This window comes from Streptomyces sp. NPDC087270, from assembly GCF_044744625.1.
In the GTDB taxonomy this organism is placed as follows: domain Bacteria; phylum Actinomycetota; class Actinomycetes; order Streptomycetales; family Streptomycetaceae; genus Actinacidiphila.
The window spans coordinates 38,726-61,157 of the sequence record NZ_JBIUYR010000032.1 but is presented as its reverse complement, the minus strand read 5'-3'; the positions used below and the strand labels follow the sequence as shown (position 1 = coordinate 61,157).

Genomic DNA, 22,432 nt, shown 5'->3' with positions numbered 1-22,432 from the left:
GGGCGCGGCGGCGCATTACCCTTCGATCGAGCGGCGGATTCGATCAAGGGGGCGGTCAGGTGCCGAACGAAGCGACGGAACCGAACGGCCCGGACGTACTCGACGCGGCGGGCGCGACGGACGTGTCGGACGTGGTGGACGGGCTGGACGAGTTCTGCGCGCAGGCGCTGGCCGACCACTCCTGCGCGTCGCTCTCCCTCGCCGTCGTGGCACGCGACGAGGTCGTGCTCGCCCGCGCCTACGGTCTTGCGGACGTCGCCGCCCGGCGGCCGGCCACCCCCGAGACCGTCTACGGGCTGGCCTCCGTCACCAAGGCGGTCACCGCCACGGCCGTCTGCCTGGCCGCCGACGAGGGCCTGCTGGACCTCGACGCCCCGATCCCCGGCGACCACCCCTGGACCGCGCCCACCCCGCGCCAACTGCTGCGGCACCGCGGCGGGTTCCCGGCGTTCTACAACTTCCACTACGACACCGGCCCGCTGCCGATCGACATCGCCGACTACCGCACCCTCGTCCGCGAGCCGGGCACCGGCTTCGAGTACTCCAACCTCGGCTACGCCGAACTGGGCCGGGTGCTGGAGTCGGCGACCGGCCGGAGCGAGGGCGACTACCTGCGCGAGCGGATCTTCGCACCGCTGGGCCTGGACACTTTCGGCTACGGGCCCGCCTACACCGGCTCGGCGCCCGTCGCCGAGCGCTACTCCGCCGGCGGGGAGGCGTACCCGACCTGCTTCAGCGACCACCCCGCGGCCGGGGCCGGCTGGGCGAGCGCCGCCGACGTGGCACTCTTCGCCCGGACGGCCACCCGTCTGCTGCGACCCGCCACCGCCGCGGCGATGCACGACGCGGTGCCGATCGGCGAGCACCTGGGCTACGGGTTCGGCCGGGTCGTCTCGCACGGCCCCGGGCCGGTCGTCCGCAGCCACGGCGGCGGCATGGGCGGCATCGCCGCGATGATGATCGACCTGCCCGAGCGGGAGATCTCGGTCGCGGTGCTGACCAACTCCACCCGCAAGGCGGCCCGGGACGCCGTCGTCCTGCGCCTGATGGGCATCCTGGCGCCCGGCTTCCCCCGCGAGCACCTCGCCCCGGTCACCGATCAGGGCCGCCCGATGACGCAAGCGCCGGGGGAGTGGGCGGGCGAGGTCGGCACTCCGCAGGGCGGCGTCACGCTGCGGATCAGCGTCCTCGCCGACCGCCAGGTGGAGATCCGGCTGGCCGGCGGCGCGCCGGTCACCGTTCCGGCCGGCGCCTCCGAGCAGTGGGACCTGTGCGCGAGCGCGCCGCTGCAACTGCCCACCGACGACGCACGGGTCAACAGCCCGCACCTGGCCCTCGCGCTGCGGGCCGGGCCCGAGCGGCTGGAGGGCCGGGCCGTGGCGTACAAGAACGGCGACCTGGAAGGACGGCTGGGCGCGTACCTGGTGCACCCGTGCGGGCTGCGCGCCGTCTGAGCGCGGAGCCGGGGCGGGCGGCGCCGCGCGGCGAGTCGGCGCGCTTCGGGCTGGTCAACGGGGCGACAGCCAGGTTCGTGGCGTAGGCTCGCGCGGCGCACACCGTGCGGGCGGCCGTGGCGGTGCGGTGGTAGGGCGGCGGGCGGGATCTTCGTATCGTGTCCACGACGACACGGGAGGACCGCGTGCAGGCAGAGGCACAGGCACAGGCCGGGCAGCCGGAGCAGCGGCAGTTGCCGTTCGAGGAGCGGACGCTGCGCAGCGAGACGCTGATCGTGCTGGCACTGTCGCTCGGTGCCAGCGGGGTGTCCGCGGTGATCAGCTTCATCGGCTCGGTGACGCGGCCGGGCGCGCTGAAGAACCAGGCCGCGACGCTGGTCGGTTCGCAGGCCCCCGGCCGCCCCTGGCTCGACCTGGCCTGGCAGGTCTTCTCGATCGCCACCGCGCTGGCCCCGGTCGCGCTGGTCGCGCACCTGCTGGCGCGCGAGCGGGTCGGGATGCCCGCGATCGGCTTCGACCTCACCCGGCCGCGCCGGGACCTGGCCTGGGGCGCGCTGGTCGCCGCGGTGATCGGCGGCACCGGGCTGGCCTTCTACCTGGGTGCGCGGGGCGCCGGGTTCAACCTCACGGTGGTGCCCGAGTCGCTGCCGGACGTGTGGTGGCGCATCCCGGTGCTGATCGCCTCCGCGGTGCAGAACGCGGTCCTCGAGGAAGTCATCGTGGTCGGCTATCTGCTGCGCCGGCTCGACCAGTTGAAGTGGTCGCCGATCGCCGCGCTCGCCGCCAGTGCGGTGCTGCGCGGGTCGTACCACCTGTACCAGGGCATCGGCGGCATGGTCGGCAACATGGCGATGGGCGTGGTGTTCGTGCTGCTCTACCGCCGGTGGGGCCGGGTCGGCCCGCTGGTGGCCGCGCACTCGCTCATCGACACGGTCGCCTTCGTCGGGTACGCGCTGCTCGCCGGGAAGGTGGGCTGGCTGCCCACCGGGTGAGCGCCACCGCCCCGCCGCGCCAATGCCCCGCCGTGACGCGCGTGGCTGTGGCGCACCCGGTTTCGGCGTCCACGACTGTGACGTACGCGCCCGTGACGTACGTGCGCGCGTGTCAGGGCACCGCGTGCAGCTCGCCGTCCACCACGGTCACGGCCGCGCCGGTCAGTTCGACCCGGTCGTCCCGCAGCCGGGTCGCGACCAGCCCGCCGCGGGCCGACGCCTGGTATCCGGTCAGCGCGTCGCGGCCCAGCCGGGCCGACCAGAACGGTGCGAGGGCGGTGTGCGCGCTGCCGGTGACCGGGTCCTCGTCGATGCCGACCGCCGGGAAGAAGCCGCGCGAGACGAAGTCGTAGCCGCCGGCCGGGTCGGCGGCGGCCGCGGTGGCGATCACCCCGCGCCGGGACAGCGCGGCCAGGGCCTTGAAGTCCGGGGCGAGCGCGCGGACCGCCGCCTCGTCGGCCACTTCCACCAGCAGGTCGCCGCAGTCCGGGCCGGTGTCCAGCACGGTCAGCGGCTCGGCGCCGAGCGCTGCGGCGAGGCCGGCCGGCGCCTTCTCCGGGGTGAGCGGCGCGGCCGGGAAGTCCAGGGTGATCGTGCCGTCGCCGTCGGCCGTCGCCGCCAGCACCCCGGCCTTGGTACGGAATCCGACGGTGCCCTGCGCCTCCCCGGTGGTACGCAGCACATGCGCGGTGGCGAGGGTGGCGTGCCCGCACAGCCGCACCTCGGTGGCGGGGGTGAACCAGCGCAGCGCCCAGGTCGCGCCGTCGTCGCCGCCCGGGGGAAGCGGATGCGCGAACGCCGTCTCGGAGAGGTTCAGCTCGGCGGCGACCCGCTGGAGCCAGCCGTCGGAGGGGAAGCCGTCCGCCCCGAGCAGCAGCACGCCCGCCGGGTTTCCGGTGAACGGGCGGTCGGTGAACGCGTCGACGATTCGGATACGCATGCCGAGAGGGTACGGGAGCGCGGCCACGCGCAGCAGCGGGCCGGAAGACGATCGGGCGGTGATCGGGCCGGGTGGCGTAAGGCCAGGTCCGGCAGGGTTCGTAGCCGCACACCGCAGCCGCCGCCCCTGCTGTGCGCCGGTGTCGTAGGGGAGCGGTCACACCGCGGGGCGGCGGGGGTGGAGGCAGCCGGGCCTGTGTGTCCCGGCTGCCGGGTTCAGGCGTGCTGCGGGACCTCGTCCTTGAGCATGCCGCGGATCTGCTCGCGCATCTCCGGGCTGTCGTCGTGGCCGTGCACGGACACCGCGTGTTCGGTCGCGGCGCGGACGACCTCGTCCTCCTCGCCGGAAATGGCGAGGGTGCAGTTCGACTCGCTCGGGAAGTCACGGCAGTCGGCTACTTTGCGCATCGTGTACCTCCTCACTGTCCAGGATAGATCCGCCGTCCGAGCGATGTCCGGTGGCGCGGTGGCAGTGGTGGCGGTGGACGGCCCGCGAGGGAACGCGGCAGTCGACGGAACGCAGCCGGCCGCGCGCAGTTGACGGAACGCACCTGACGGGGCGCACTTGACGGAACACTTTGCAAAGGGGCAGCTTCTGCACAGTGACCGAGGAGAAGCCCGCACCCGCGTCCATACCGCCGCCCGCTCTGCCCGCCCCGCCCGAGCCGCGGGAGGAGAGGCCGCGCGCGCCCGAGCAGCTGCCTGTTCACCCCGTGCGCGTCGCCCTGCTCGACCTGCTCGCCGACGGCGGCACGGTGACGTCCACCGAGGCGGCCGCGCGGCTCGGCGAGAGTTCCGGACTGTGCTCCTTCCATCTGCGGCAGCTCGCCCGGCACGGGCTGATCGAGGAGGCGCCGCACTCCGGCGGCCGGGCCCGGCCGTGGCGGTTGCGCTGGGAGCGGCCGCGGGAGCCCGAGCCCGTACCGGACGAACCCGCGCGGAGCGACGAGTTCGGCGTACTCGCCCGCGGGCTGGAGGACGAGAGCCACCGGCGCTGGCTGGCCCAGCGCGACCACGCGCCGCGGGAGTGGCGGGCGGACGAGGCGTTCAGCACCGTCGTGCACCTCACCCCGCAGGAGTTGCGGGCCGTCGCCGCGGCGGTACGGGCGACGCTCGACGGCTACCGGCACCGGGACCACGACGTCCTGGCGCGCCCGGCCGACGCGCGCCCGGTGGCGTTCGTCAGCCGGCTGTTCCCGCTGCTGCCCGGGGCTTCGGACGCTGAGCGGTGAGGCCGCCGGCACCGCGCGCGGAGGGCGCCACGGTAAGGGAACTGCTCCGCTACCCGGTGAAGTCGATGCTGGGCGAGGCGGTCGTCGCGGCCGACGTGACCGAGCGCGGGCTGCCGTACGACCGTCAACTCGCCCTGCTGCACCGGGAGACCGGCAAGGTCGCCAGCGCGAAGAACCCGAGGATGTGGCGGCGGCTGCTCAAGCTCACCGCCCACGCCACGCCGGCGGCGGTACGGATCGGGCTCCCGGACGGCAAGGCGGTGTGGAGCACCGACGCCGACGTGGACGAGCGGCTCTCCGCGCTTCTCGACCAGCCGGTGGTCCTGACCGGGCGGCCGCCCGCCGACGCCGAACTCGACCGGGCGCGCCCCGAGGAGGTGCTGCGCGACGGCGTCCGCGCGGAGGTCGCGGTGGAAGTGGGCCGGCTGGGCGGCGCCGCACCCGAGGGCACCTTCTTCGACTTCGCCCCGCTGCACCTGATCACGTCGTCGACGCTGCGGCGGATCGCCGAGTCCAGCCCGCGCGGCACGGTGGAGGTGGAGCGCTACCGGCCGAACGTCGTCATCGACACCGCGGGCTCCGGGTTCGTCGAGAACGACTGGGTCGGCCACGACCTGCGGATCGGCGCCCGGCTCACGCTGCGCGTCATCGCCCGCAGCCCGCGCTGCGCGATCCCCACCCTGGAGCACGGCACGCTGCCGCGTGACCTCGACGCCCTGCGGGTGCCGGCCGCCCACAACCGCGTGCCACCGACGGACGAGTTCGCCCCGCAGCCCTGCGCCGGCGTCTACGCGCGGGTGCTGCGCCCGGGCCGGATCGCGGTCGGCGACCGCCTCACCGTCCTGCCGGCCGCCGCAGATCCCGAGGGCGGGCCCTAGCGATCACAGTGGCGAGGAGCGAGGAGCGAGGAGCGGGGACGCGGCCGGGGGCCGGGCGCGACGCAGCACGCGCCCGGCCCCCGGGAGCCAGCAGGGTGCGGATCATCAGTGGCGAGCGGGCCGGGATTTGGCACCGTATCCGTGGCCTTGGTGGTGGCCGTCCTCCGGGCAGCACGTGACCGTGTTGGTCACCGTCAGGTGCTGGTGGTGCTCGGTGAGCGTCGTGTCGTACGGCAGGGGCAGATGCACGCCGGCTCCGTCGATGTTCGTGACCTCGGAGCGGGCGAGGGTGCAGCCGGGGGCCGTCAGGTGGACGGTCTCGGCCGCGGTGGCCCGGTCACCGATGACGTAGCCGGTGCGCGTGTCGCCCCACGGCTGCGGGGTCGGGCCGGCGCCGTGGGGGCCGGTGAGGGTGAGCTGGGCGCTCAGTCCGTCGGGCTGGGTGCCGTCGGCGTAGAGGTGGCCGTCGACGTTCCACTCCTTGTCGACGGTGAGGTCGGCGGATTCTTCGCCGGTGCCGGCGGGCCGGTTGTAGACGGTGCAGCTGATCGCGGCCTGGCGGGGTGCGTCGACGGTGAAGCCGGGAGCGGCCTCCGTGCCGGTGTTCTCCACGGGCAGGCGCTGCCCGGTGTCGAGGTCGGTGCAGACGGCGTTGCGGCCGTCCTGGGTGACGAGTGCGTAGTCGGGGTGCTGGATCTCGCCGACCGTCAGGTCCGCCGAGGTGTTGACGCCGAATCCGGGGTGGAAGGTGACCGCGCCGGTGCCGTCGGAGGTGGTGGTCTGCGTGTCGGGCAGGCCGGTCATCCCGGACGTGGTCGTGGACGCGTCGAACGTCCAGCCGGGCCCGGCGGGGGTGGCCCCGGTGACGTCCTCGCCCGTGGTGTCCTCGGGCGCGATCTGCTTGACCACGGTGAGGGTGCCGGTGCAGTGGTCCAGTGCCAGTGCGCGCAACTGGTCGGCGGCCTGGCCGTAGTCGGTGGTCTGGAAGTAGTCGGCGGTCGTGGTGTTGCCGCCGTCGAACTCCGTGGGTCCCGAGATGGCCCGCAGGTTCAGCCCCGACACTCCGGCCACGCCGCTGCCCACGCCGAGCGCGATCACCCGGGTGTCCTTGGCCTTGACGGAGTTGGCCGAGAAGATGCCGTTCTCCACGTCGATGAAGTGGGTGTTCGAGCCGTCCCCGTGCAGGCTGCCGAAGCGGGTCGGATTGCCGTCGGTGAGCACCACGGTCGCGTCGTAGTGCTCGGGCGCCTGGGACACCGCGTGCAGCGCGCGGTCCCAGTTGGTGCCCTTGCCCAGCGTCCAGTCCGCGTACAGGCTCTTGAAGGCGGCAGCCCCGGCCGGGGTGGAGACCGAATGCAGCTCCGGGTGGTTGGCCTCGACACTGGTGGCGGGCGACGCCTGGTCGAAGGAGAACAGCGCCAGCCGTGAGGGGGTGCCGGTGAGCGCGTCGGTGAAGGCGTCGGTGGCGGCCTTCAGCGCGGGCAGTTGGCTGCCGACGGACGCGGACAGGTCGAGCACGACCGCCACGTCGAGCCCGCACGACTCCGGCAGCGGCGGGTTGTCCCGCGAGGACTGCCACACGCCGCCCGAGCGGGTCGGCAGCGAGTTGTCGGTGCTGTACATGAACTCGCGGGTGGAGTGGTAGGTCGCGCCGCCCTGGAGCGCCGGGGTCTGGAACTCGTACGGCGAGGCCGTCGATCCCGAGCCGCTGCCGGGGCCCGTACGCAGCACCGGGTTGGTGTACCAGCCGGCGGGGGCGGAGAGCTGGCGGACGGTCAGGACGCGTCCGTTGTTCGCCTCACCGGCGCCGGTCAGGGGCACCGTGAAGGTGCAGTCGCCGTCGGCGTCGGAGGTGCACCGCGCCCAGGAGGCGTCGATCGGGTCCGTGGCGTCGGCGTCCGCGTAGAGGGCGAGCCGGACCCCGGCCAGCGGATCGACCGCGTCGGTCGCGGCGTCCCGGTCGCCGCCGGTGCGCACCGTCACCACGGACTCGTCGGGGTCGGGGGTGGGCACGGTGCGGGGCAGGGCGGCTCGGCCGCCCGTGGCCGCCGGTGCCGCCACGGCGCCGGCCGCGCCCGCGGCGGCGGGAGCGGTGGCCAGCGCGAGAAGGAGCGCCGCGGCTGCGGCGAGATGGGCTCTGTACGTCATCGTGCACCTTTCACCAGCAGACGGTGAAGCCGGTTTGGCCTGATTGCTGATGTTTTGCACTCTAGTCACTCGGTGTGACATACCGTCAGATCCTCGCGAGGTGACGCACTCCGGTCGCGCGGAAGTCGATGCGTGTGGATGGCGGCGCACCCATGGACGGCAGGCACCGGCGCTCGTGCCTGGCGCTCGCCCTTCGCGCGCCGGCGAGTCGGGCGGGTCCCGTTACGAGGGGGCGCCGGGCTCGGCGGGGGCGGGGTCGCCCGCGCTGCCGTCGGTCCGATGGGCGGTGCCCAGCGCACGGGCGGTGGCCGTGGTCGCGGCGAGGACGAGGGTTGCCAGGCCGGAGGCGGCGAGGACCGTGCGGGGTCCGAGCGCGGCGGTGAGGGGGCCGCCCAGCGCGGTGCCGACCGGCGCGGCGGTGAGGAGGGCGGCGCCGCGGGCGGCCAGCACCGTGGTGAGGAGGGCGGCGGGGGTGCGGTCCTGGAAGAGGGTGAAGGACAGCGCGGTGAAGGGCCCGTAGATCACGCCGCCGAGGGAGAAGCAGGCGAGCGTGACGGCGGCGGGCGCGCCCAGGCCGAAGGGCACGAGGGTCAGGCCCCAGCCGGCGACGATGCCGAGGGTGACCGGCCACAGCGGGAGCCTGCGCAGGGCGCCCGCGCACAGGGCGCCGAGGACCGCGCCCGCGCCGAAGAGCGTCCAGTACAGGCCGAGCAGGCGCGCGCCGGCGTGCAGGTCGCCGGTGACGTGCAGCGGGAGGGCCACCTCGACCGGGCCGTAGAGGAAGTTGAAGAACCAGGTCAGGGCGAGGATTGCGAGGAGTTCCGGCTGCCCGCGCAGCAGCCGCCGGCCGGCCGCCGCCTGGCCGGTGTCGACGGGCGCGGGCGCGCTGTCGGTGGCGTCGTCGGCCGTGCCCTCCGCCGTGTCCTCCGCCGTGTCCTGCCCGGTGGTCCGCTTCCGGGAACCGAGCCGGCCGGCCCGTACCGCCAGCACGGCGAACGACGCGGCGTCCAGGCCGATGATCCACGCCGGGGAGACGGCGGCCGCCATGAACCCGGCGAGCGCGGGCCCCACGATCACCGCCGCCGAACCGCTGGAGCTGACCAGCGCGTTCGCCGCGAGGCGCTGCCCCGCCGGTAGCACCCGGGCGAGCAGCGCGTACTTGCCCGCGCCTCCCCACGCGTGCAGCACCGAGGAGCCGGCCAGCAGCGCGACGTAGCCGGCCGGACGCAGCTCGCCCAGCGCCCACGCGAGCGGGACGCAGCCCAGCAGCACCGCACGCAGCCAGCTGTCCGCGGCCAGCAGCCGCCAGGCGGGCAGCCGGCGCAGCCACCGGCCCAGGAGCAGCGCCCCGGCGGCCCCCGGCAGCGCGTACGCGGCCACCGCGGCGCCCACCAGCAGCCCGGCCCGGCCGGGAGGAGCGATCGCGAGCGCGGTCCAGGCCACCGCGACCATGCTCATCCCGTCGCCGAGGTCGCAGGCCGCCAGTGCGGGCAGCAGCCGCCGGAAGTCGCGGTGCGCGAAGAGCGGGCGGTAGGCCGGTGGCAGCAGCCGCGAGGGCGAGGGGAAGGCGGTCACCGGGACAGGCTGGCCCCTCAAGCGGGCTTGAGGTCAAGCGGCGGCGGGGGCGCGGTGCGCGGGTGGCGGGAGGGGGCTGTGCGGGTGGCGGAGGTGCGGTGTGCGGGTGGCGGGAGGGCGGAGCGCGCGGCGGGGGCGGGGTGCGCGGGCTGCGGAGGCGCGGGCTGCGGTGTGCGGGCGGCGGAAGGGGGCTGCGCGGGCGGTGGGAGGGCGGCCGGAGCCATCCGGGGGTTGTCGAACGAGCGATTCCGATATATCGTAGAACTGTCGCGAACGATCAACGATGGAAGGAGCGACATCATGCGTTCCCAAGGACCACACGCACATGGACACGGACACGGAGACTGCGGACCCGGACATCACGGGTGGGGCGAGCGAGAGGGGTCGCGGGCGGCGTTCGGCGCGTTCGGGCCGCCCTTCGGCGGCGGACCGTTCGGCCCCGGCGGCCGAGGCCGCGGGCGCGGCGGACCGCGCGGACGGGCGCGGCGCGGCGATGTACGCGCGTCGATCCTGGCGCTGCTCACCGACCGCCCGATGCACGGCTACGAGATGATCCAGGAGATCGCCGAGCGCAGCGGCGGCGCGTGGCGGCCGAGCCCCGGCTCGGTCTACCCGACGCTGCAACTGCTGGAGGACGAGGGCCTGATCGGCAGCGCGAGCGAGGGCGGCAAGAAGCTGTTCACGCTCACGGACGCCGGCCGGGCCGAGGCCGAGGCGGGTCCCGACGCGCCCTGGGAGGACGCCGAACGCGGCGTCGACTGGGACGCGCTCAACGAGATCAGGAAGGCCGGCGGGGGCCTGATCGAGGCGTTCCGCCAGGTCTGGGCGACGGGCACACCGGAGCAGCGCGACAAGGCGCTGACCGTGGTGAACGACGCGCGGAAGAAGCTGTACCTGATCCTCGCCGACGAGGACACCGAGAAGTAGATCCCGCGGCGGAGCGCCGAACTCGGCGCCCGCGCACGGTCGCACGGTCGCACGGTCCGCCACCAGGCATCGCCCGGTGGCGGACCGTGCGTGCGAGGAACACCGGCCGCTCCGGCCGCCCGCGGACAGCGGGTGACCGGAGCGGCCGGTGGCATGCCGGGCGGACGCCGCCCGCCGCGTCCGGGCTCCGCTCCCGGCCTCCGCTCCCGCGTCCGGGCTACGCGCGACTCGAACCGCGGATCAGCAGCCGGGTCGGCACGATGTACGAGTGGACGAGGTCCTTGGGCCGGCCGGCGTCGGCGTCCAGCAGGCTGCGCAGGGCCGCGACCGCGGCCTCGCCCAGGGCGCGCTGGTCCTGCGCGACCGTGGACAGCGCCGGCCGGACCAGCGAGGCGGCGTCGATGTCGTCGAAGCCGACCACCGCCAGGTCCCGCGGCACCGACAGCCCCGCGTCCGCCGCCGCGTGCATCGCGCCGATCGCCATCTGGTCGCCGGCCGCGAAGATCGCGGTCGGCGGCTCGGGGAGGGCGAGCAGACCGCGGGCCGCCGTCTCGCCGCTGGCCAGGAAGAAGTCCCCCTCGACGACGTACTCGTCGGGCACCGGCAGGCCCAGCCGCTCGCACGCCCGCCGGTAGCCGGTCAGCCGCTCAGCCGCCGGCGGCAGGTGCAGCGGGCCGGTGACGGTGGCGATCCTGCGGTGCCCCAGCTCGTACAGGTGCTGGACGGCGGCCGCCGCGCCCGCCGCGTTGTCGGAGCTGACCCGGACCGTACGCGGCCCGGTGAACGCGGTGTCGATGCCCGCGCAGGGCACCGTGGAGGCGGCCAGCGCGCGCAGGCAGCGGTCGTCCGGGGGAGTGGTCAGCACGATGACACCCTCCAGGTTGTGCCGCTGCACCGCCTGGAGGTACGCCCCGTCGGGCTCCTCGGCGCCCGCGGTGGTGAGCAGCATCAGGTGGTAGTCCGCCTCGGACAGGGCGGTGCGTACCGCGCTGAGCAGGCCGAGCAGGAAGGGGTTGTGCAGGCCCTGCGCCTCCTGCCCGCTGTCCCAGATCAGCCCGATCGTGTCCGAGCGGCGCCGTACCAGGGTGCGGGCCGGCTCGTTGGGCGCGTACCCCAGTTCCAGGGCCAGTTGGCGTATCCGCGCACGGGTGGCCTCGCTGACCTCGGCCCGGTCGTTGAGCGCCCGCGAGACGGTGGCGGTCGACACACCGCTGCGGCGGGCGAGTTCACGGATGTTCACGAGGTACCCGTTCTGCGCGAGTTGGACAGGGGCGGTCCGTCGGACGGATTGTCTGTGCGTGCGCTGTGCGTGGTCGTGCTGACGTGCGGGAAAGCGCTCCCGCCAGGGTGGGGCACAACAATGCCCTGCGTACAGTCTTGACGATCTGTGAGCGTGGGGGACAGACTTCCGGCCGATCGGAATCGTTTACGGCACCAACGGTCCCGCGACGCCGGGGCCGCCCCCCAACAGGAACGGGACTCCTGCGATGCCAACGAACGCACGAAGACTGAGTCTCAGAGGGCTGCTGACCCTCGCCACCGCGGCCGCCTGCGTGGCGGCGGTCGCCTCGGCGCCGGCCCAGGCCGGAGACAACCCGACCTACACCAACCCCAACGCGCCGATCGACGTGCGCGTCAACGACCTGCTGCACCGGATGACGCTGGACGAGAAGATCGGCCAGATGGACCAGATCTCGGTGGTCAACATGCAGGGCGACTGCCAGTGGAGCGGCGGCGACTTCACCGAATCCTGCCTGCATGACGTGCTGGTGAAGAACGCGGCCGGCTCGGTGCTCTCCGGCGGCGGCGCCGGCCCGTCGGTCAACACCCCGGAGAACTGGGCGAAGATGGTCAACACCGTCCAGCAGTACGCGGTGAAGAACTCCCGGCTGCACATCCCGATCATCTACGGCGTGGACGCCGTGCACGGCCACAACAACGTGCTGGGCGCGACGATCTTCCCCCAGGAGATCGGCATGGGCTCCACCTGGGACCCGTCGCTTGTCAAGGCGGCCGGGGCGAGCACCGCCCGCGCGGTGGCCGCCACCGGCATCGACTGGAACTTCGCGCCGGTCACCGACATCGCCCGCGACCAGCGCTGGGGCCGCTACTACGAGACGTACGGCGAGGACCCGCTGCTGTCCGGCACGCTCGCCGCCGCCGCGGTCCAGGGCATCCAGAACGCGGGAGGCGCGAAGGACGTCGCCGCCACCGTCAAGCACTTCGCCGGCTACGGCGAGCCCGGCAACGGCCACGACCGCGTCCCCGGCGACGTGTCGATGCGCTACCTCCAGGACACCCTGCTGCCCTCCTACCAGCAGGCCATCGACGCCGGTGCGCAGTCCGTGATGGTCAACTCCGGTGCCATCAACGGCATCCCGGCCACCGCGTCGCACTACCTGCTCACCGACGTGCTGCGCAAGCAGTGGGGCTTCAAGGGCGTCGTGGTCAGCGACTGGGCCGACGTGCGCGCGCTCCAGACCTCCTACCACCTCACCGCGGACTACCCGGCCGCGATCGCCAAGGCCGTCAACGCCGGTCTGGACATGGCGATGGAACCGTACGACGCGCAGGGCTGGAGCGACGGCCTGAGGACTGCGGTCCAGCGCCATCTGGTCTCCGTCGCCCGGATCGACCAGTCGGTCAAGCGCATCCTGACGCTGAAGTTCCGGCTCGGCCTGTTCGAGCACCCGTACGTGGACGCGTCGAAGGCCGACTCCCGGGTGATCGGCGCCGACACTGGCCTCGCCCGGCAGGCCGCCGACGAGTCCCAGGTGCTGCTGCGCAACGACGGCGGCGTGCTGCCGATCTCCTCGAAGGCGAAGAAGATCGTGGTGGCCGGCTCCTACGCGGACGACATCAACGACCAGGTGGGCGGCTGGACGGTCGGCTGGCAGGGTGTGCCCGACGGCGTCACCCTGCCCGGCACCACCGTGCTGCAGGGCATCGAGAAGGCCGCGCCGTCCGGTACCCAGGTCGTGCAGGCCAAGACCGCCGACGACGCCGTCACCCAGGCGAAGGACGCCGACCTGACCGTGGTGGTGGTCGGTGAGAAAGCGGCGGCCGAAGGCAGCGCGGACAGCCCGCGGCCCGAACTCACCGCCGATCAGCAGGCGTTGGTGAAGTCGCTGAAGGCCACCGGGAAGCCCGTGGTCACCGTGGTGCTCGCCGGGCGGCCGCTGGTGCTCGGCGACGCCGACGGCACCCAGGGGCTGCTGATGTCGTGGCTGCCCGGCACCGAGGGCGGAAACGCCGTCGCCGACGTGCTGTTCGGGAAGACCGACCCCAGCGGGCGGCTCAACGCCTCCTGGCCGAAGGACATCGGGAACGAACCGATGTACTACCAGCAGCTCCCCGGCACCAACGCCGGTCCGGAGTCCTCCTACGACGCCGCCTACCCCTTCGGCGCCGGACTGTCCTACACCACCTACACGTTCGACTCGGTCAAGGCCGCGTCCGCCACCGCGCGCACCAAGGACACCGTGAAACTCGCGGTCCACGTCTCCGACACCGGCAGCCGCGCGGGCGATCTGGTGGTGCCGGTCTACGTCGCGCAGCCGTCCAGCGACGTGCTCTCCCCGTCCCGCAAGCTGGTCGCGTTCACCAAGGTGCACCTCGACGCGGGCCAGTCCCGTACGGTCTCGCTCAGCGTCCCGCCGAGTGAACTGGCCGTCACCCCGGGCGACATCGACGGCGCGGGTCCGCGGCAGGTTGCGCCCGGGACGTACGTCTTCACCGCGGGCACGCAGACGGCGACGGTCACGCTGAGGTGAGCGGCGTGCGGTGAGCGGCGTGCAGTGAGCGGCGTGCGGTGATCGGCGTGCCGTGGTCGATGTACGCGGCGGCGGGCTCCGGTGATCGGCACCCGTTGCGCCGGGCCGTGGGCGGGGCAACCCGTCCGCGGCCCGGCGCTGGTGTGTGATGGACGCTGTCGGGTGCACGCGACAGCGGAAAGGGCGCGGTATGGAGGGGCGGATGGAGAGCGGTGGCGGCGGCAACGACCCCGGCTCGGGCTCCGGGGCCGGGCGGCGCGCGGACGAGGCGCTGCTCGCCCGTACCCGGGCCGCGCCCGTGCTCGCCGGGCCGCTGCCGCACCTCGACCCCGCGGCCGTGCCCGACGCCCCCGGGCCGCTGTTCGCGCAGTGGCTGGACGCGGCGCTGACCGGCGCGGTGCCCGAACCGCACGTCATGACGCTCAGCACGGCAGCCGCCGACGGCACGCCCAGCGCCCGCGTGCTGATCCTGCGCGGCATCGACACCGCCGACTGCGCCTACGACTTCGCGTCCGACTCCCGCAGTCGCAAGAGCCGCGACCTGGCCGCCAACCCGCGTGCCGCGCTGACCTGGTACTGGCCCGCGCAGGGCCGGCAGATCCGGATGGCGGGACCGGTCGGCGTGCTCGGCCCCGATGCCACCGCCCGCGACTTCCTCGGCCGCGGCGAGCACGCGCGCGCGGCCGCGTTCGCCGGCCCGGTGAGCGCGCCGCTGTCCGGGCCGGAGCAGTACGACGAAGCGCTGCGGGCCGCCCGCGAGCTGGTCGCCGCCGAGCCCGGCCGGGTGCCCGCCACGCACACGGTGTACCGGCTGCGGGCGGCCGAGGCGGAGTTCTGGCAGGCCGACCCGGCGCGTTTCCACGTACGGGTGCGGTACGAACGCCGGGCGGCGGGGGAGGGCTGGGCGCGGACGCTGCTGTGGCCGTGACCGCGTGCGAGCCGACGCCGGGACCGCCGTTCCGCGGGGCGTCACCGCCCCGACCAGCGGGTTCCGGATGATCGGCTTCCGGATCGGGGCGGGCCGACGGGGCTCGGCAGCGGCGGCGTTCGAGGTGACGCTGCTGTCGGGGACTGCCATCATGTCCTGATGCGGTCAACTCAGGTGCGGAGCGGCGGGGTCGGGCTCGCACTGCTGTCCGCCGTGGCCTTCGGCGGTTCCGGGGTGGCGGCGAAGCCCCTCATCGAGGCCGGGTTCGAACCGTTGCACGTGGTGTGGATGCGGGTGGCGGGCGCCGCGCTGGTGCTGCTGCCCGTCGCGGTGCGGCACCGCCGACTTCCGCTCCAGCGGCCCGGGTTGGTGATCGGCTTCGGGCTGCTCGGCATCGTCGGCGTCCAGGCGCTGTACTACCTGGCGATCGCCCGCATACCGGTCGGCGTGGCCATCCTCGTGGAGTACCTCGGCCCGGCGCTGCTGCTCGGCTGGGTGCGGTTCGTGCAGCGGCGGAAGGTGCGGCGCGCCGCGGTGGTCGGTGTGGTCCTCGCGGTCGGCGGCATGTGCTTCGTGGTGGGGATCTGGTCCGGGTTCGCCTTCGCGCCGGTCGGCCTGCTCTGCTCCTTCGGCGCGGCCTGCTGCCAGGTCGCGTACTTCGTCCTGGCCGACCACGGCGCGCAGGATGGCGCGGCCGCGTCGCCGGGGTCCCCGGACCGCGAGCGCGCGGGCGAGGGGCTCGCGGACGGGCTCGGCGACGGGTTCGTGGACGGGCTTGGGGACGGTTCGGACGTCGGGGGAGCCCCGGACCCGGTCGCGGTGATCGCGCACGCGCTGCTGTTCGGCACCGCGTCCCTCACCCTGGTCGCGCGCCCGTGGGACATCGCCTGGACGTCCCTCGCCCACCAGGTGCCGCTCGGCGACGCGGACGTTCCCGGAATCCTGCTGGTGGGCTGGATCGTGCTCGTCTGCACGGTCGTGTCGTACCTGACCGGCGTGATGGCCGTGCGGCGGCTCAGCCCGCAGATCGCCGCGGTCGTCTCCTGCGTCGAGGCCGTCGTCGGCGCGGTGCTGGCCTGGTTCCTGCTCGGCGAGCACCTGGGCACCCCGCAGCTGTTCGGCGGCGCGCTCGTGCTGGCCGGTGCGTTCGTGGCGCAGACGGCCCTGCCCGCGGCAGCGGGGGAGCCCGCCCCGGCCGCGTCCCCGACGGCTCCGGAACCCTGCGTCGAGCCGGACCTGGCGCCCCGGCGGTAGCGCTCCGCGACCTGGGGCGGTGCGGTCAGGGCGGTCAGCGCGGGCGGGGCAGAGGCGCGACGCGCGGCCGGTCCCGCCCTCTGGTGGGGGCTAGGGTGGGGACATGCACCTGACTGTTCTTCCGCCTCCCGCCGCCTGACGCGGGCGGCGCGGACCCGGTAACGGCTCGTCGAGGCGCCGGCAGGCGCCGTACGGCCATGTGTGCTGCCCGCAGACGGTGACGTTCGTTTCTCAACTCACCTTTTCGGCGGGAGACTTCCCTTGTCACGTTCGCAGGTTTCGGCTGCCCGGATCACGTCCGGGCAGGGACTGCTGTATGTGGTGTTCGCGGCGACCGCGTGGGGCACGGCGGGCGCCGTCGCCGCGGTCCTCTACCGCGGGAGCGGCCTCGGCCCGCTCGCGCTGACGTTCTGGCGGGCCGCGGGCGGCTTCGTCCTGCTGCTGGCGGCCCGCAGGCTGCGCCCGGGTGCGGGTGCGGGTGCGGGTGCGGGTGCGGGTGCGGATACGGATGCCGGTGCCGGTACGGGCACGGCCGTACGGCCCGTCCTCGCCGCGGTGCCGGCGGCGCCCCGGTGGGGCCGGTTCGTCCGGATCGCCGTGACCGGCGCGGGGCTCACCCTCTTCCAGGTCGCGTACTTCTGCGCGGTGCGCTCGACCGGGCTCGCCGTCGCCACGGTGGTCACGCTGGGCTCGGGCCCGGTGCTCATCGCGCTGGTCGCCCGGGTGGCGATGGGCGAACGCATCGGCCGGGGAGGCGCGGTCGCGGTGGCCGGGGCGCTCGCCGGGCTCGCCGTGCTCGTGCTCGGCGGCGGTGGCACGCAGGTGCGGCCGGCCGGGGTGGTCCTGGCGGTGCTGTCGGCGGCCGGGTACGCCGGGATCACGCTGCTGACCCGGTGGCACGGCAGCCGCGGGGCGGCAGGCGACCCGCTGACCACCTCGCTGTGGTCGTTCGGGATCTGCGCGGTCGTGCTGCTGCCGGCCGCCTGGTCGGAGGGGCTGCTGCCGCACGCCGAACACCTGGGCCGCACGCTCGCGTTGCTCGGCTATCTCGCCTCCGTGCCGACCGCGTTCGCCTACGCGCTGTACTTCGCGGGGGCGGCCGTGCTGCGCGCGGCGACGGTCTCGGTGGTGGCGCTGATCGAGCCGGTCTCGGCGGCCGCCCTCGCGGTCACCCTGCTCGGCGAGCGGCTGACCGCCGCCACCCTGGCCGGGACGCTGGTGCTGCTGGCGGCGGTCGGGGTACTGGCCTGGGAGGAGGCGCGGCAGCAGCCCGCAGGTTCCGGCCCGGCGGGTCCGGCGGGTCCGGTGGGCCCGGCCGTGTCGTCCGTGTCGTCGGGGCCGTCAGTCGGCTGACAGCCGGCGCAGCTGGTGGGCTCGCGCGGCCGCGTCGCCGGGAGCGGCGCGGTCGGCGAGCAGGCCGGTGACGCGGCGCCGTACCTCCTCGGGCTTGTTGCCGCCGTACTTGAACTTGGCCCGCACCCGCGTGACATCGATCCGCACCCCGCGGATGCCGGCGAGCATCCGGCCGAACGGCTCCTGGCCGGGCGCGACCCGGGCGGTGCCGCCGTCGGGCTGGAAGTGGGCGACCTGGCGCCGGAGCAGGTCGGCCTTGACCTGCGGGTCGTCCAGGATGTGGGCGGTGCCGAGGAGTTGGACGGCGGCGTAGAAGCTGGTCGGGGTGCCGTACTCGGAAGGGTCGCCGGGCGCGGCGTGCCAGGGGCCGGGGACGAAGGTGTAGTCGTCCACGACGCTGAGGGTGACCTGGGGCGCCGCCTCCAGCGCGTGCCACAGCGGGTTGGGCCGGGCCAGGTGCAGCAGCACCTCGCCGTGCGCACCGGGCGCCGGGTCGTACACGAAGTGGGCGGGCTGGACGAAGGGCGGCTCGCCGTCGAGGCCGTTCACCGCGAGCTGGCCGAAGTCGTGGGCGGCCAGCCACTGCTGCCACTCCGCGTCGTCGGTGGCCGCGTCCCAGGGGTGGATCAGCATGCGGCGGAGTCCTTCCGGTCGGCGCCGCGCGGGCCGGCGGGCGCGAGGTAGCCGGGCAGGGGCACGGACGGCGCCTGGTAGCCGGCCGGCACGGGCGCGGCGTAGGCGGGCGCGACCGGGACCACGCCGGCCCAGTACGGCAGGTCGAGGTCCTCCGGCTCGTCGTTGGGCCCGCCGGTGCGCATCTTCGCCGACACCTCGCGCAGGTCGAGCCGGATCACGGCGGTGGCGGCCAGCTCCTTCGCGTTGGCCTGGCGGGAGTCGTCGGCCCGGCCGGGCACGGCCTGCTCCACGATCGCGTCCAGCGCCAGGGCCCGCTCCTGCGGGTCGGTCACCTGGTGGGCGGTGCCGTGCACCACCACGGAGCGGTAGTTGATCGAGTGGTGGAACGCCGACTTCGCCAGCACCAGCCCGTCGACGTGCGTCACCGTCACGCACACCGCGAGCCCCGGGTCGCTGCGCGCGCCGCGCAGCGGCCGCGAACCCGTCGACCCGTGCACGTACAGCCGCTCGCCGCTGCGCGCGTACAGCGTCGGCAGTACCACCGGTGCGCCGTCGCGGACGAAGCCGAGGTGGCAGAGGTAGCCCTCGTCGAGGATGGCGTGCACGACCGCGCGGTCGTACGAGGCGCGGTCCGCGGAACGGGTCGGGACGGTGCGGTCGGTGGTGGGGTACGGCGGCGGTGCGGGCACGGCCGGCTGTGCGGGTTGTTGCGGTGGCGGTGGTGCGTCGGGGGAGGCCGGTGTGGCGGTCATGGCGCGATCCTTTGAACTAGTGCATAATATTGTTTGTGCTAGGAGAGTACTCAATCAGCGGGCGTGGCGCATCGACAATCGCCGCCGACATCGAACGCGCGGTCGGCGCGGGCGCGTTGCGGCCGGGCACCGTCCTGCCGCCGCTGCGCGAACTCGCCCGCGACCTCGATGTGAACCCCAACACGGTGGCCGCCGCCTACCGGTTGCTGCGCGACCGCGGGGTGATCGAGACGGCGGGCCGTCGCGGCAGCCGGGTGCGGGCCCGCCCGGCCGTCGCACCCCGCGAGGCGATCCGGATCGACGTGCCGTCCGGCACCCGTGACCTGTCCACCGGCAACCCCGACCTGGCGCTGCTCCCGCCGCTGGCCGACGCTTTGGCCGAGGCCGCCGCCCACCACGCCATCGCCCCCGGGCTGTACGGCGGCACCGTCATCGACGCCGACCTCGCCGAACTGGCCCGGGCCGCCCTGGACGCCGACGGGGTGCCCGCCGGCCCGATCGGCCTCACCTCCGGATCGCTCGACGCCATCGAACGGGTCCTCGCCGCCCACCTGCGCCCCGGCGACGCGGTCGCCGTCGAGGACCCCGGGTGGGGCAGCGTGCTCGACCTGGTGCCGGCGATGGGACTGCGCGCGGTGCCGGTCGCCGTCGACGACGAGGGGCCGGTCACCGCGGAGGTGGCCCGCGCGCTGGCCGCCGGCGTACGCGCCCTGCTGGTCACCGACCGGGGCCAGAACCCGACCGGCGCGGCCCTGTCCGCGGCCCGTGCGGCGGAACTGCGCGCTCTGCTCGCCACCCACCCGCACGTCCTGGTGATCGACGACGACCACCTGCACGGTCTCGTGGACCTCCCCCTGCACTGCCTGTCCGGCGCCACCGACCACTGGGCGCTGGTCCGCTCCACCGCCAAGGCGTACGGCCCGGATCTGCGGCTGGCGGTGTTCACCGGCGACGAGGTCACCGTCGCCCGGGTGCGCGGCAGGCACCGGCTCGGCGTGGGCTGGGTCAGCCACCTGCTGCAACGGGCGGTGGTGCACCTCTGGCAGCACCACGCCGTGGACCCCGAGCGCACCGCCCGCTCCTACGCGGTGCGGCGCGAGGCCCTGCTCGGGGCGCTCGACGAGCGCGGGGTCACCGCCCATGGCCGCTGCGGCCTGAACGCCTGGGTGCCGGTCGCCGACGAGACCGGCGCGGTCGCCGGGCTGCTCCAGCACGGCTGGGCCGTCGCGCCCGGCGCCCGCTTCCGGGTCAACTCCCCACCCGGTGTGCGCATCACCGTCTCCCCGCTCGGCCTCGCCGACATCGACCCGCTCGCCGACTCCGTCGCCGCGGTGCTCCGCTCCACGGGTGCGAGCCGCTTCGGCTGAGCCCGCTGCCGGCGCCCGCCCAGCGGCGCGCCCAGGCCGCCGCGCGCCGGCCGAGGGGCACGGCAACCCCCAGGCGGCCGGGCCGCTTCCGAGCCGCGGCCCTCAGCGGGCGACGGCCGGTGTCCTCAGCGCGCGGCGGCCGGTGCCAGCAGGTCCGTCGGGTCGGTGTTCGCCCCGCACAGCACCACCGCGATCTTCTCGCCCGGCGCCGGACGGTAGCCGCGCGAGGGGTCGTCGGTGGGGAGGAGCGCGGCCAGCGCGGTGGCGGCGGCGTGCTCGACCACGATCCGGCGCTCGTCCCACAGCGACCGGCGGGCGGCGATGATCTGCTCGTCGCCGACCAGCACCGACCGGGCGTTGTCCTGCCGCACCGCGGCCAGCGCCCCCTGCCAGGCGCGACGTGCCCCCAGCGCGTCCGCGGCGACGGAGTCCACGCGCGCGTCGACCAGCTCTCCCGCCTCCAACGCGGCGTTGAGCGAACGGCAGTTCTCCGGCTCGACGGCGACCGCCCGCACCCCGTGCTGCCGCGCGGACGCCGCCACGCCGGCGAACAGCCCGCCGCCGCCCACCGAGACCACCACCGTGTCCAGGTCCGGTATCAGCGCGTGGATCTCCTCCATCAAGGTGCCCGCGCCGGCGCTGACATACGGGTCGGCGTACGCGTGCGCGGCCAGCGCCCCGGACTCCGCGGCGAACTGCTCGCACGCCTCCAGGGCCTCTGCGTACTGCGTGCCGGCCAGGCGCACCTGCGCGCCGTACTCCCTCAGCCGGGCGACCTTCAGCGCCGGGGCGTTCTGCGGCAGGAACACGGTGGCGGTCAGTCCCTGCCGGCGGGCCGCCCACGCGCACGCCAGCCCGGCGTTGCCACCACTGGCGATGCAGACGCCGGCCGCGGGCAGGGTGCCCGCGTCGCGGTGCGCGGCAATGAAGTTCTGCGCGCCGCGCGCCTTGAAGGAGCCGGTGTACTGCATGTATTCGAGGGCGAACCAGACCTGCGGGTCCTGCGGTCCGCCCGTCGGCGGGACGACGGTGACGGGTCGGACCTGGCCGGCCACCCGGTCGGTGGCGGCCTTGACGTCTCCGTAGCTGATCTCGTGCACGTGGCGCTCCGTAGCGATAGGGGGAGGCGGCGCGGGCACCGGTCGCGGCCCGCCGCGCCGCACCGACACGCTACGCCCGGGCGCCCTTCGGCCGCCGCTGGGTGAGTGCCGCGCCCACCAGGATCACCGCGGCGCCCACCGGTTCGTTCCAGCTCAGCGACTCGCCGAGGAGCAGCACCCCGGCGGCGGTGGCGACGATCGGTATCAGGTACGTGACCATCGACCCGATGGTCGGACCCTTCTCCGCCACCAGTCCGTACTGGACCAGGAACGCCATGCCCGTGCCCAACGCGCCCAGCGCCAGCACCGACAGCACCGACTTCGCCGGATACGACGACGGCATCGAGGTGAAGAACGGCGTGACGAGCAGGAGTTGCAGGGTGCCCAGCGACAACTGGCTCGCGGACATCGCCAGGTTGGAGCTGCCGCTGCCGCTCAGGGTGCGCCGGACATAGGCCCAGCCCACCGCGTAGCTGATCGCCGCGGCCAGCGCCATCAACGTGCCCTTGGGGTCCTGGCCCGCGAAGCCCTGCCAGGCGCCGAGCACGGTCAGCACACCGGCGAAGCCGAGGCCGACCCCGGCGAACCGCTGCCGCGACGGCCGGTCCTCCGACAGCGCGACCAGCGAGACCAGCATCGAGAACAGCGGGGTGGCCGCGTTGCATATCCCCGCGAGCATCGACGGGATGGTCTGCTCGGCGGTGGCGAACAGCGTGAACGGCAGTGAGTTCAGCAGGAAGGCGGCGACGAACAGATGCAGCCAGGTCCGGCGGCCGCGCGGCAGCCGCTCCCGCTTCACCGCGACCGCGGTGGCCAGGACCGCGGTGCCGAAGACCATCCGGCCGAGGGTGACCTGGAGCGGTGCGAACGCTTCGTTGCCCACCTTCATGAACAGGAAGCTGAAGCCCCACACCAGGCCCAGCGCGGCGAAGCGGACCCGCCAGTCCAGCAGCCGCCGCAGCCCCTGCGACGGTGACCCGGAGGCGGGCACCGGGACGGCCGCGACGGACACCTGGACGGGTGGCTCGACAGGCGACTCGACGGGCGGCTCAACGGCCGTGCCGCGGACGGCGGAAGTCTTCATGAGTCCACGATGACGGCTGCGACGTCGTAGAACAAGCGAG

At 74.6% G+C, this 22,432-nt stretch carries 19 protein-coding genes; 10 read left to right on the top strand and 9 right to left on the bottom strand.

The annotated features are described in order from the left end of the window. The first annotated feature begins 59 nt into the window (after positions 1–59). Positions 60–1,454, top strand: a complete 1,395-nt coding sequence (locus ACIPAE_RS38580; RefSeq protein WP_402451968.1) for a serine hydrolase domain-containing protein — start codon at positions 60–62, stop codon at positions 1,452–1,454. Between the two features lie 185 nt (positions 1,455–1,639). Continuing rightward, a complete protein-coding gene (locus tag ACIPAE_RS38575; RefSeq protein WP_402451995.1) occupies positions 1,640–2,446 on the top strand; it encodes a CPBP family intramembrane glutamic endopeptidase in 807 nt (268 codons plus the stop codon). Positions 2,447–2,558: 112 nt separating this feature from the next. Here the strand turns inward: ACIPAE_RS38575 and ACIPAE_RS38570 are convergent, their stop codons facing one another. Together ACIPAE_RS38570 and ACIPAE_RS38565 are read right to left on the bottom strand one after the other, a co-directional pair. Then, complete coding sequence (locus ACIPAE_RS38570; RefSeq protein ID WP_328472512.1) at positions 2,559–3,386, bottom strand: PhzF family phenazine biosynthesis protein; 828 nt, start codon at positions 3,384–3,386, stop codon at positions 2,559–2,561. A gap of 215 nt (positions 3,387–3,601) precedes the next feature. Next, the gene (locus ACIPAE_RS38565) at positions 3,602–3,793 is read right to left on the bottom strand and encodes a DUF1059 domain-containing protein (RefSeq protein WP_328472514.1); all 192 of its coding nucleotides are present in this window, start codon (positions 3,791–3,793) and stop codon (positions 3,602–3,604) included. Between the two features lie 239 nt (positions 3,794–4,032). On the opposite strand from ACIPAE_RS38565, the gene ACIPAE_RS38560 reads away from it, so the two are divergent. Continuing rightward, positions 4,033–4,617, top strand: coding sequence for an ArsR/SmtB family transcription factor (locus ACIPAE_RS38560; RefSeq protein ID WP_402451993.1), 585 nt, complete (start codon positions 4,033–4,035; stop codon positions 4,615–4,617). Continuing rightward, complete coding sequence (locus ACIPAE_RS38555; RefSeq protein ID WP_402451966.1) at positions 4,614–5,495, top strand: MOSC domain-containing protein; 882 nt, start codon at positions 4,614–4,616, stop codon at positions 5,493–5,495. Before ACIPAE_RS38560 ends, ACIPAE_RS38555 begins: the two co-directional genes overlap by 4 nt. Before the next feature lie 105 nt (positions 5,496–5,600). On the opposite strand, the gene ACIPAE_RS38550 is transcribed toward ACIPAE_RS38555, so the two are convergent. Both ACIPAE_RS38550 and ACIPAE_RS38545 read right to left on the bottom strand, forming a co-directional pair. After that, entirely contained in the window at positions 5,601–7,643 is a 2,043-nt protein-coding gene (locus ACIPAE_RS38550) for a vWA domain-containing protein (RefSeq protein ID WP_402451964.1), read from the bottom strand. A gap of 222 nt (positions 7,644–7,865) precedes the next feature. Continuing rightward, on the bottom strand, positions 7,866–9,218 hold the full coding sequence (locus ACIPAE_RS38545; RefSeq protein WP_402451962.1) for an MFS transporter: 1,353 nt from the start codon (positions 9,216–9,218) through the stop codon (positions 7,866–7,868). Positions 9,219–9,518: 300 nt separating this feature from the next. On the opposite strand from ACIPAE_RS38545, the gene ACIPAE_RS38540 reads away from it, so the two are divergent. Next, positions 9,519–10,145 (top strand): PadR family transcriptional regulator, encoded by a 627-nt coding sequence (locus tag ACIPAE_RS38540; RefSeq protein ID WP_329362211.1) that lies wholly within the window; start codon positions 9,519–9,521, stop codon positions 10,143–10,145. A 217-nt stretch (positions 10,146–10,362) separates the two neighbouring features. Here ACIPAE_RS38540 and ACIPAE_RS38535 read toward each other — a convergent pair whose 3' ends face one another. Then, entirely contained in the window at positions 10,363–11,385 is a 1,023-nt protein-coding gene (locus ACIPAE_RS38535; RefSeq protein WP_402451959.1) for a LacI family DNA-binding transcriptional regulator, read from the bottom strand. 247 nt (positions 11,386–11,632) lie between these two features. On the opposite strand from ACIPAE_RS38535, the gene ACIPAE_RS38530 reads away from it, so the two are divergent. From ACIPAE_RS38530 to ACIPAE_RS38515, 4 genes are all read left to right on the top strand, one after another. Further along, positions 11,633–13,918, top strand: a complete 2,286-nt coding sequence (locus tag ACIPAE_RS38530) for a glycoside hydrolase family 3 N-terminal domain-containing protein (RefSeq protein WP_402451957.1) — start codon at positions 11,633–11,635, stop codon at positions 13,916–13,918. Positions 13,919–14,120: 202 nt separating this feature from the next. Then, complete coding sequence (locus ACIPAE_RS38525) at positions 14,121–14,846, top strand: pyridoxal 5'-phosphate synthase (protein ID WP_402451955.1); 726 nt, start codon at positions 14,121–14,123, stop codon at positions 14,844–14,846. 159 nt (positions 14,847–15,005) lie between these two features. Continuing rightward, a complete protein-coding gene (locus ACIPAE_RS38520; protein ID WP_402451952.1) occupies positions 15,006–16,100 on the top strand; it encodes an EamA family transporter in 1,095 nt (364 codons plus the stop codon). A gap of 261 nt (positions 16,101–16,361) precedes the next feature. After that, positions 16,362–17,453, top strand: coding sequence for a DMT family transporter (locus ACIPAE_RS38515; RefSeq protein ID WP_402451950.1), 1,092 nt, complete (start codon positions 16,362–16,364; stop codon positions 17,451–17,453). Here ACIPAE_RS38515 and ACIPAE_RS38510 read toward each other — a convergent pair. Both ACIPAE_RS38510 and ACIPAE_RS38505 read right to left on the bottom strand, forming a co-directional pair. Beyond that, positions 17,442–18,086, bottom strand: coding sequence for an FMN-binding negative transcriptional regulator (locus ACIPAE_RS38510; RefSeq protein WP_366412700.1), 645 nt, complete (start codon positions 18,084–18,086; stop codon positions 17,442–17,444). The two genes, ACIPAE_RS38515 and ACIPAE_RS38510, sit on opposite strands and share 12 nt — an antisense overlap. Further along, entirely contained in the window at positions 18,080–18,841 is a 762-nt protein-coding gene (locus tag ACIPAE_RS38505; protein WP_402451947.1) for a pyridoxamine 5'-phosphate oxidase family protein, read from the bottom strand. The genes ACIPAE_RS38510 and ACIPAE_RS38505 overlap by 7 nt, the downstream gene beginning before the upstream one ends. 35 nt (positions 18,842–18,876) lie before the next feature. Here ACIPAE_RS38505 and ACIPAE_RS38500 point away from each other — a divergent pair, with 35 nt between their 5' ends. Then, on the top strand, positions 18,877–20,208 hold the full coding sequence (locus ACIPAE_RS38500) for an aminotransferase class I/II-fold pyridoxal phosphate-dependent enzyme (RefSeq protein ID WP_366412702.1): 1,332 nt from the start codon (positions 18,877–18,879) through the stop codon (positions 20,206–20,208). Positions 20,209–20,333: 125 nt separating this feature from the next. On the opposite strand, the gene ACIPAE_RS38495 is transcribed toward ACIPAE_RS38500, so the two are convergent. Both ACIPAE_RS38495 and ACIPAE_RS38490 read right to left on the bottom strand, forming a co-directional pair. Beyond that, the gene (locus ACIPAE_RS38495; protein WP_402451945.1) at positions 20,334–21,308 is read right to left on the bottom strand and encodes a serine/threonine dehydratase; all 975 of its coding nucleotides are present in this window, start codon (positions 21,306–21,308) and stop codon (positions 20,334–20,336) included. A gap of 70 nt (positions 21,309–21,378) precedes the next feature. Then, entirely contained in the window at positions 21,379–22,392 is a 1,014-nt protein-coding gene (locus ACIPAE_RS38490) for a DMT family transporter (protein ID WP_366412704.1), read from the bottom strand. Positions 22,393–22,432: the final 40 nt, after the last annotated feature.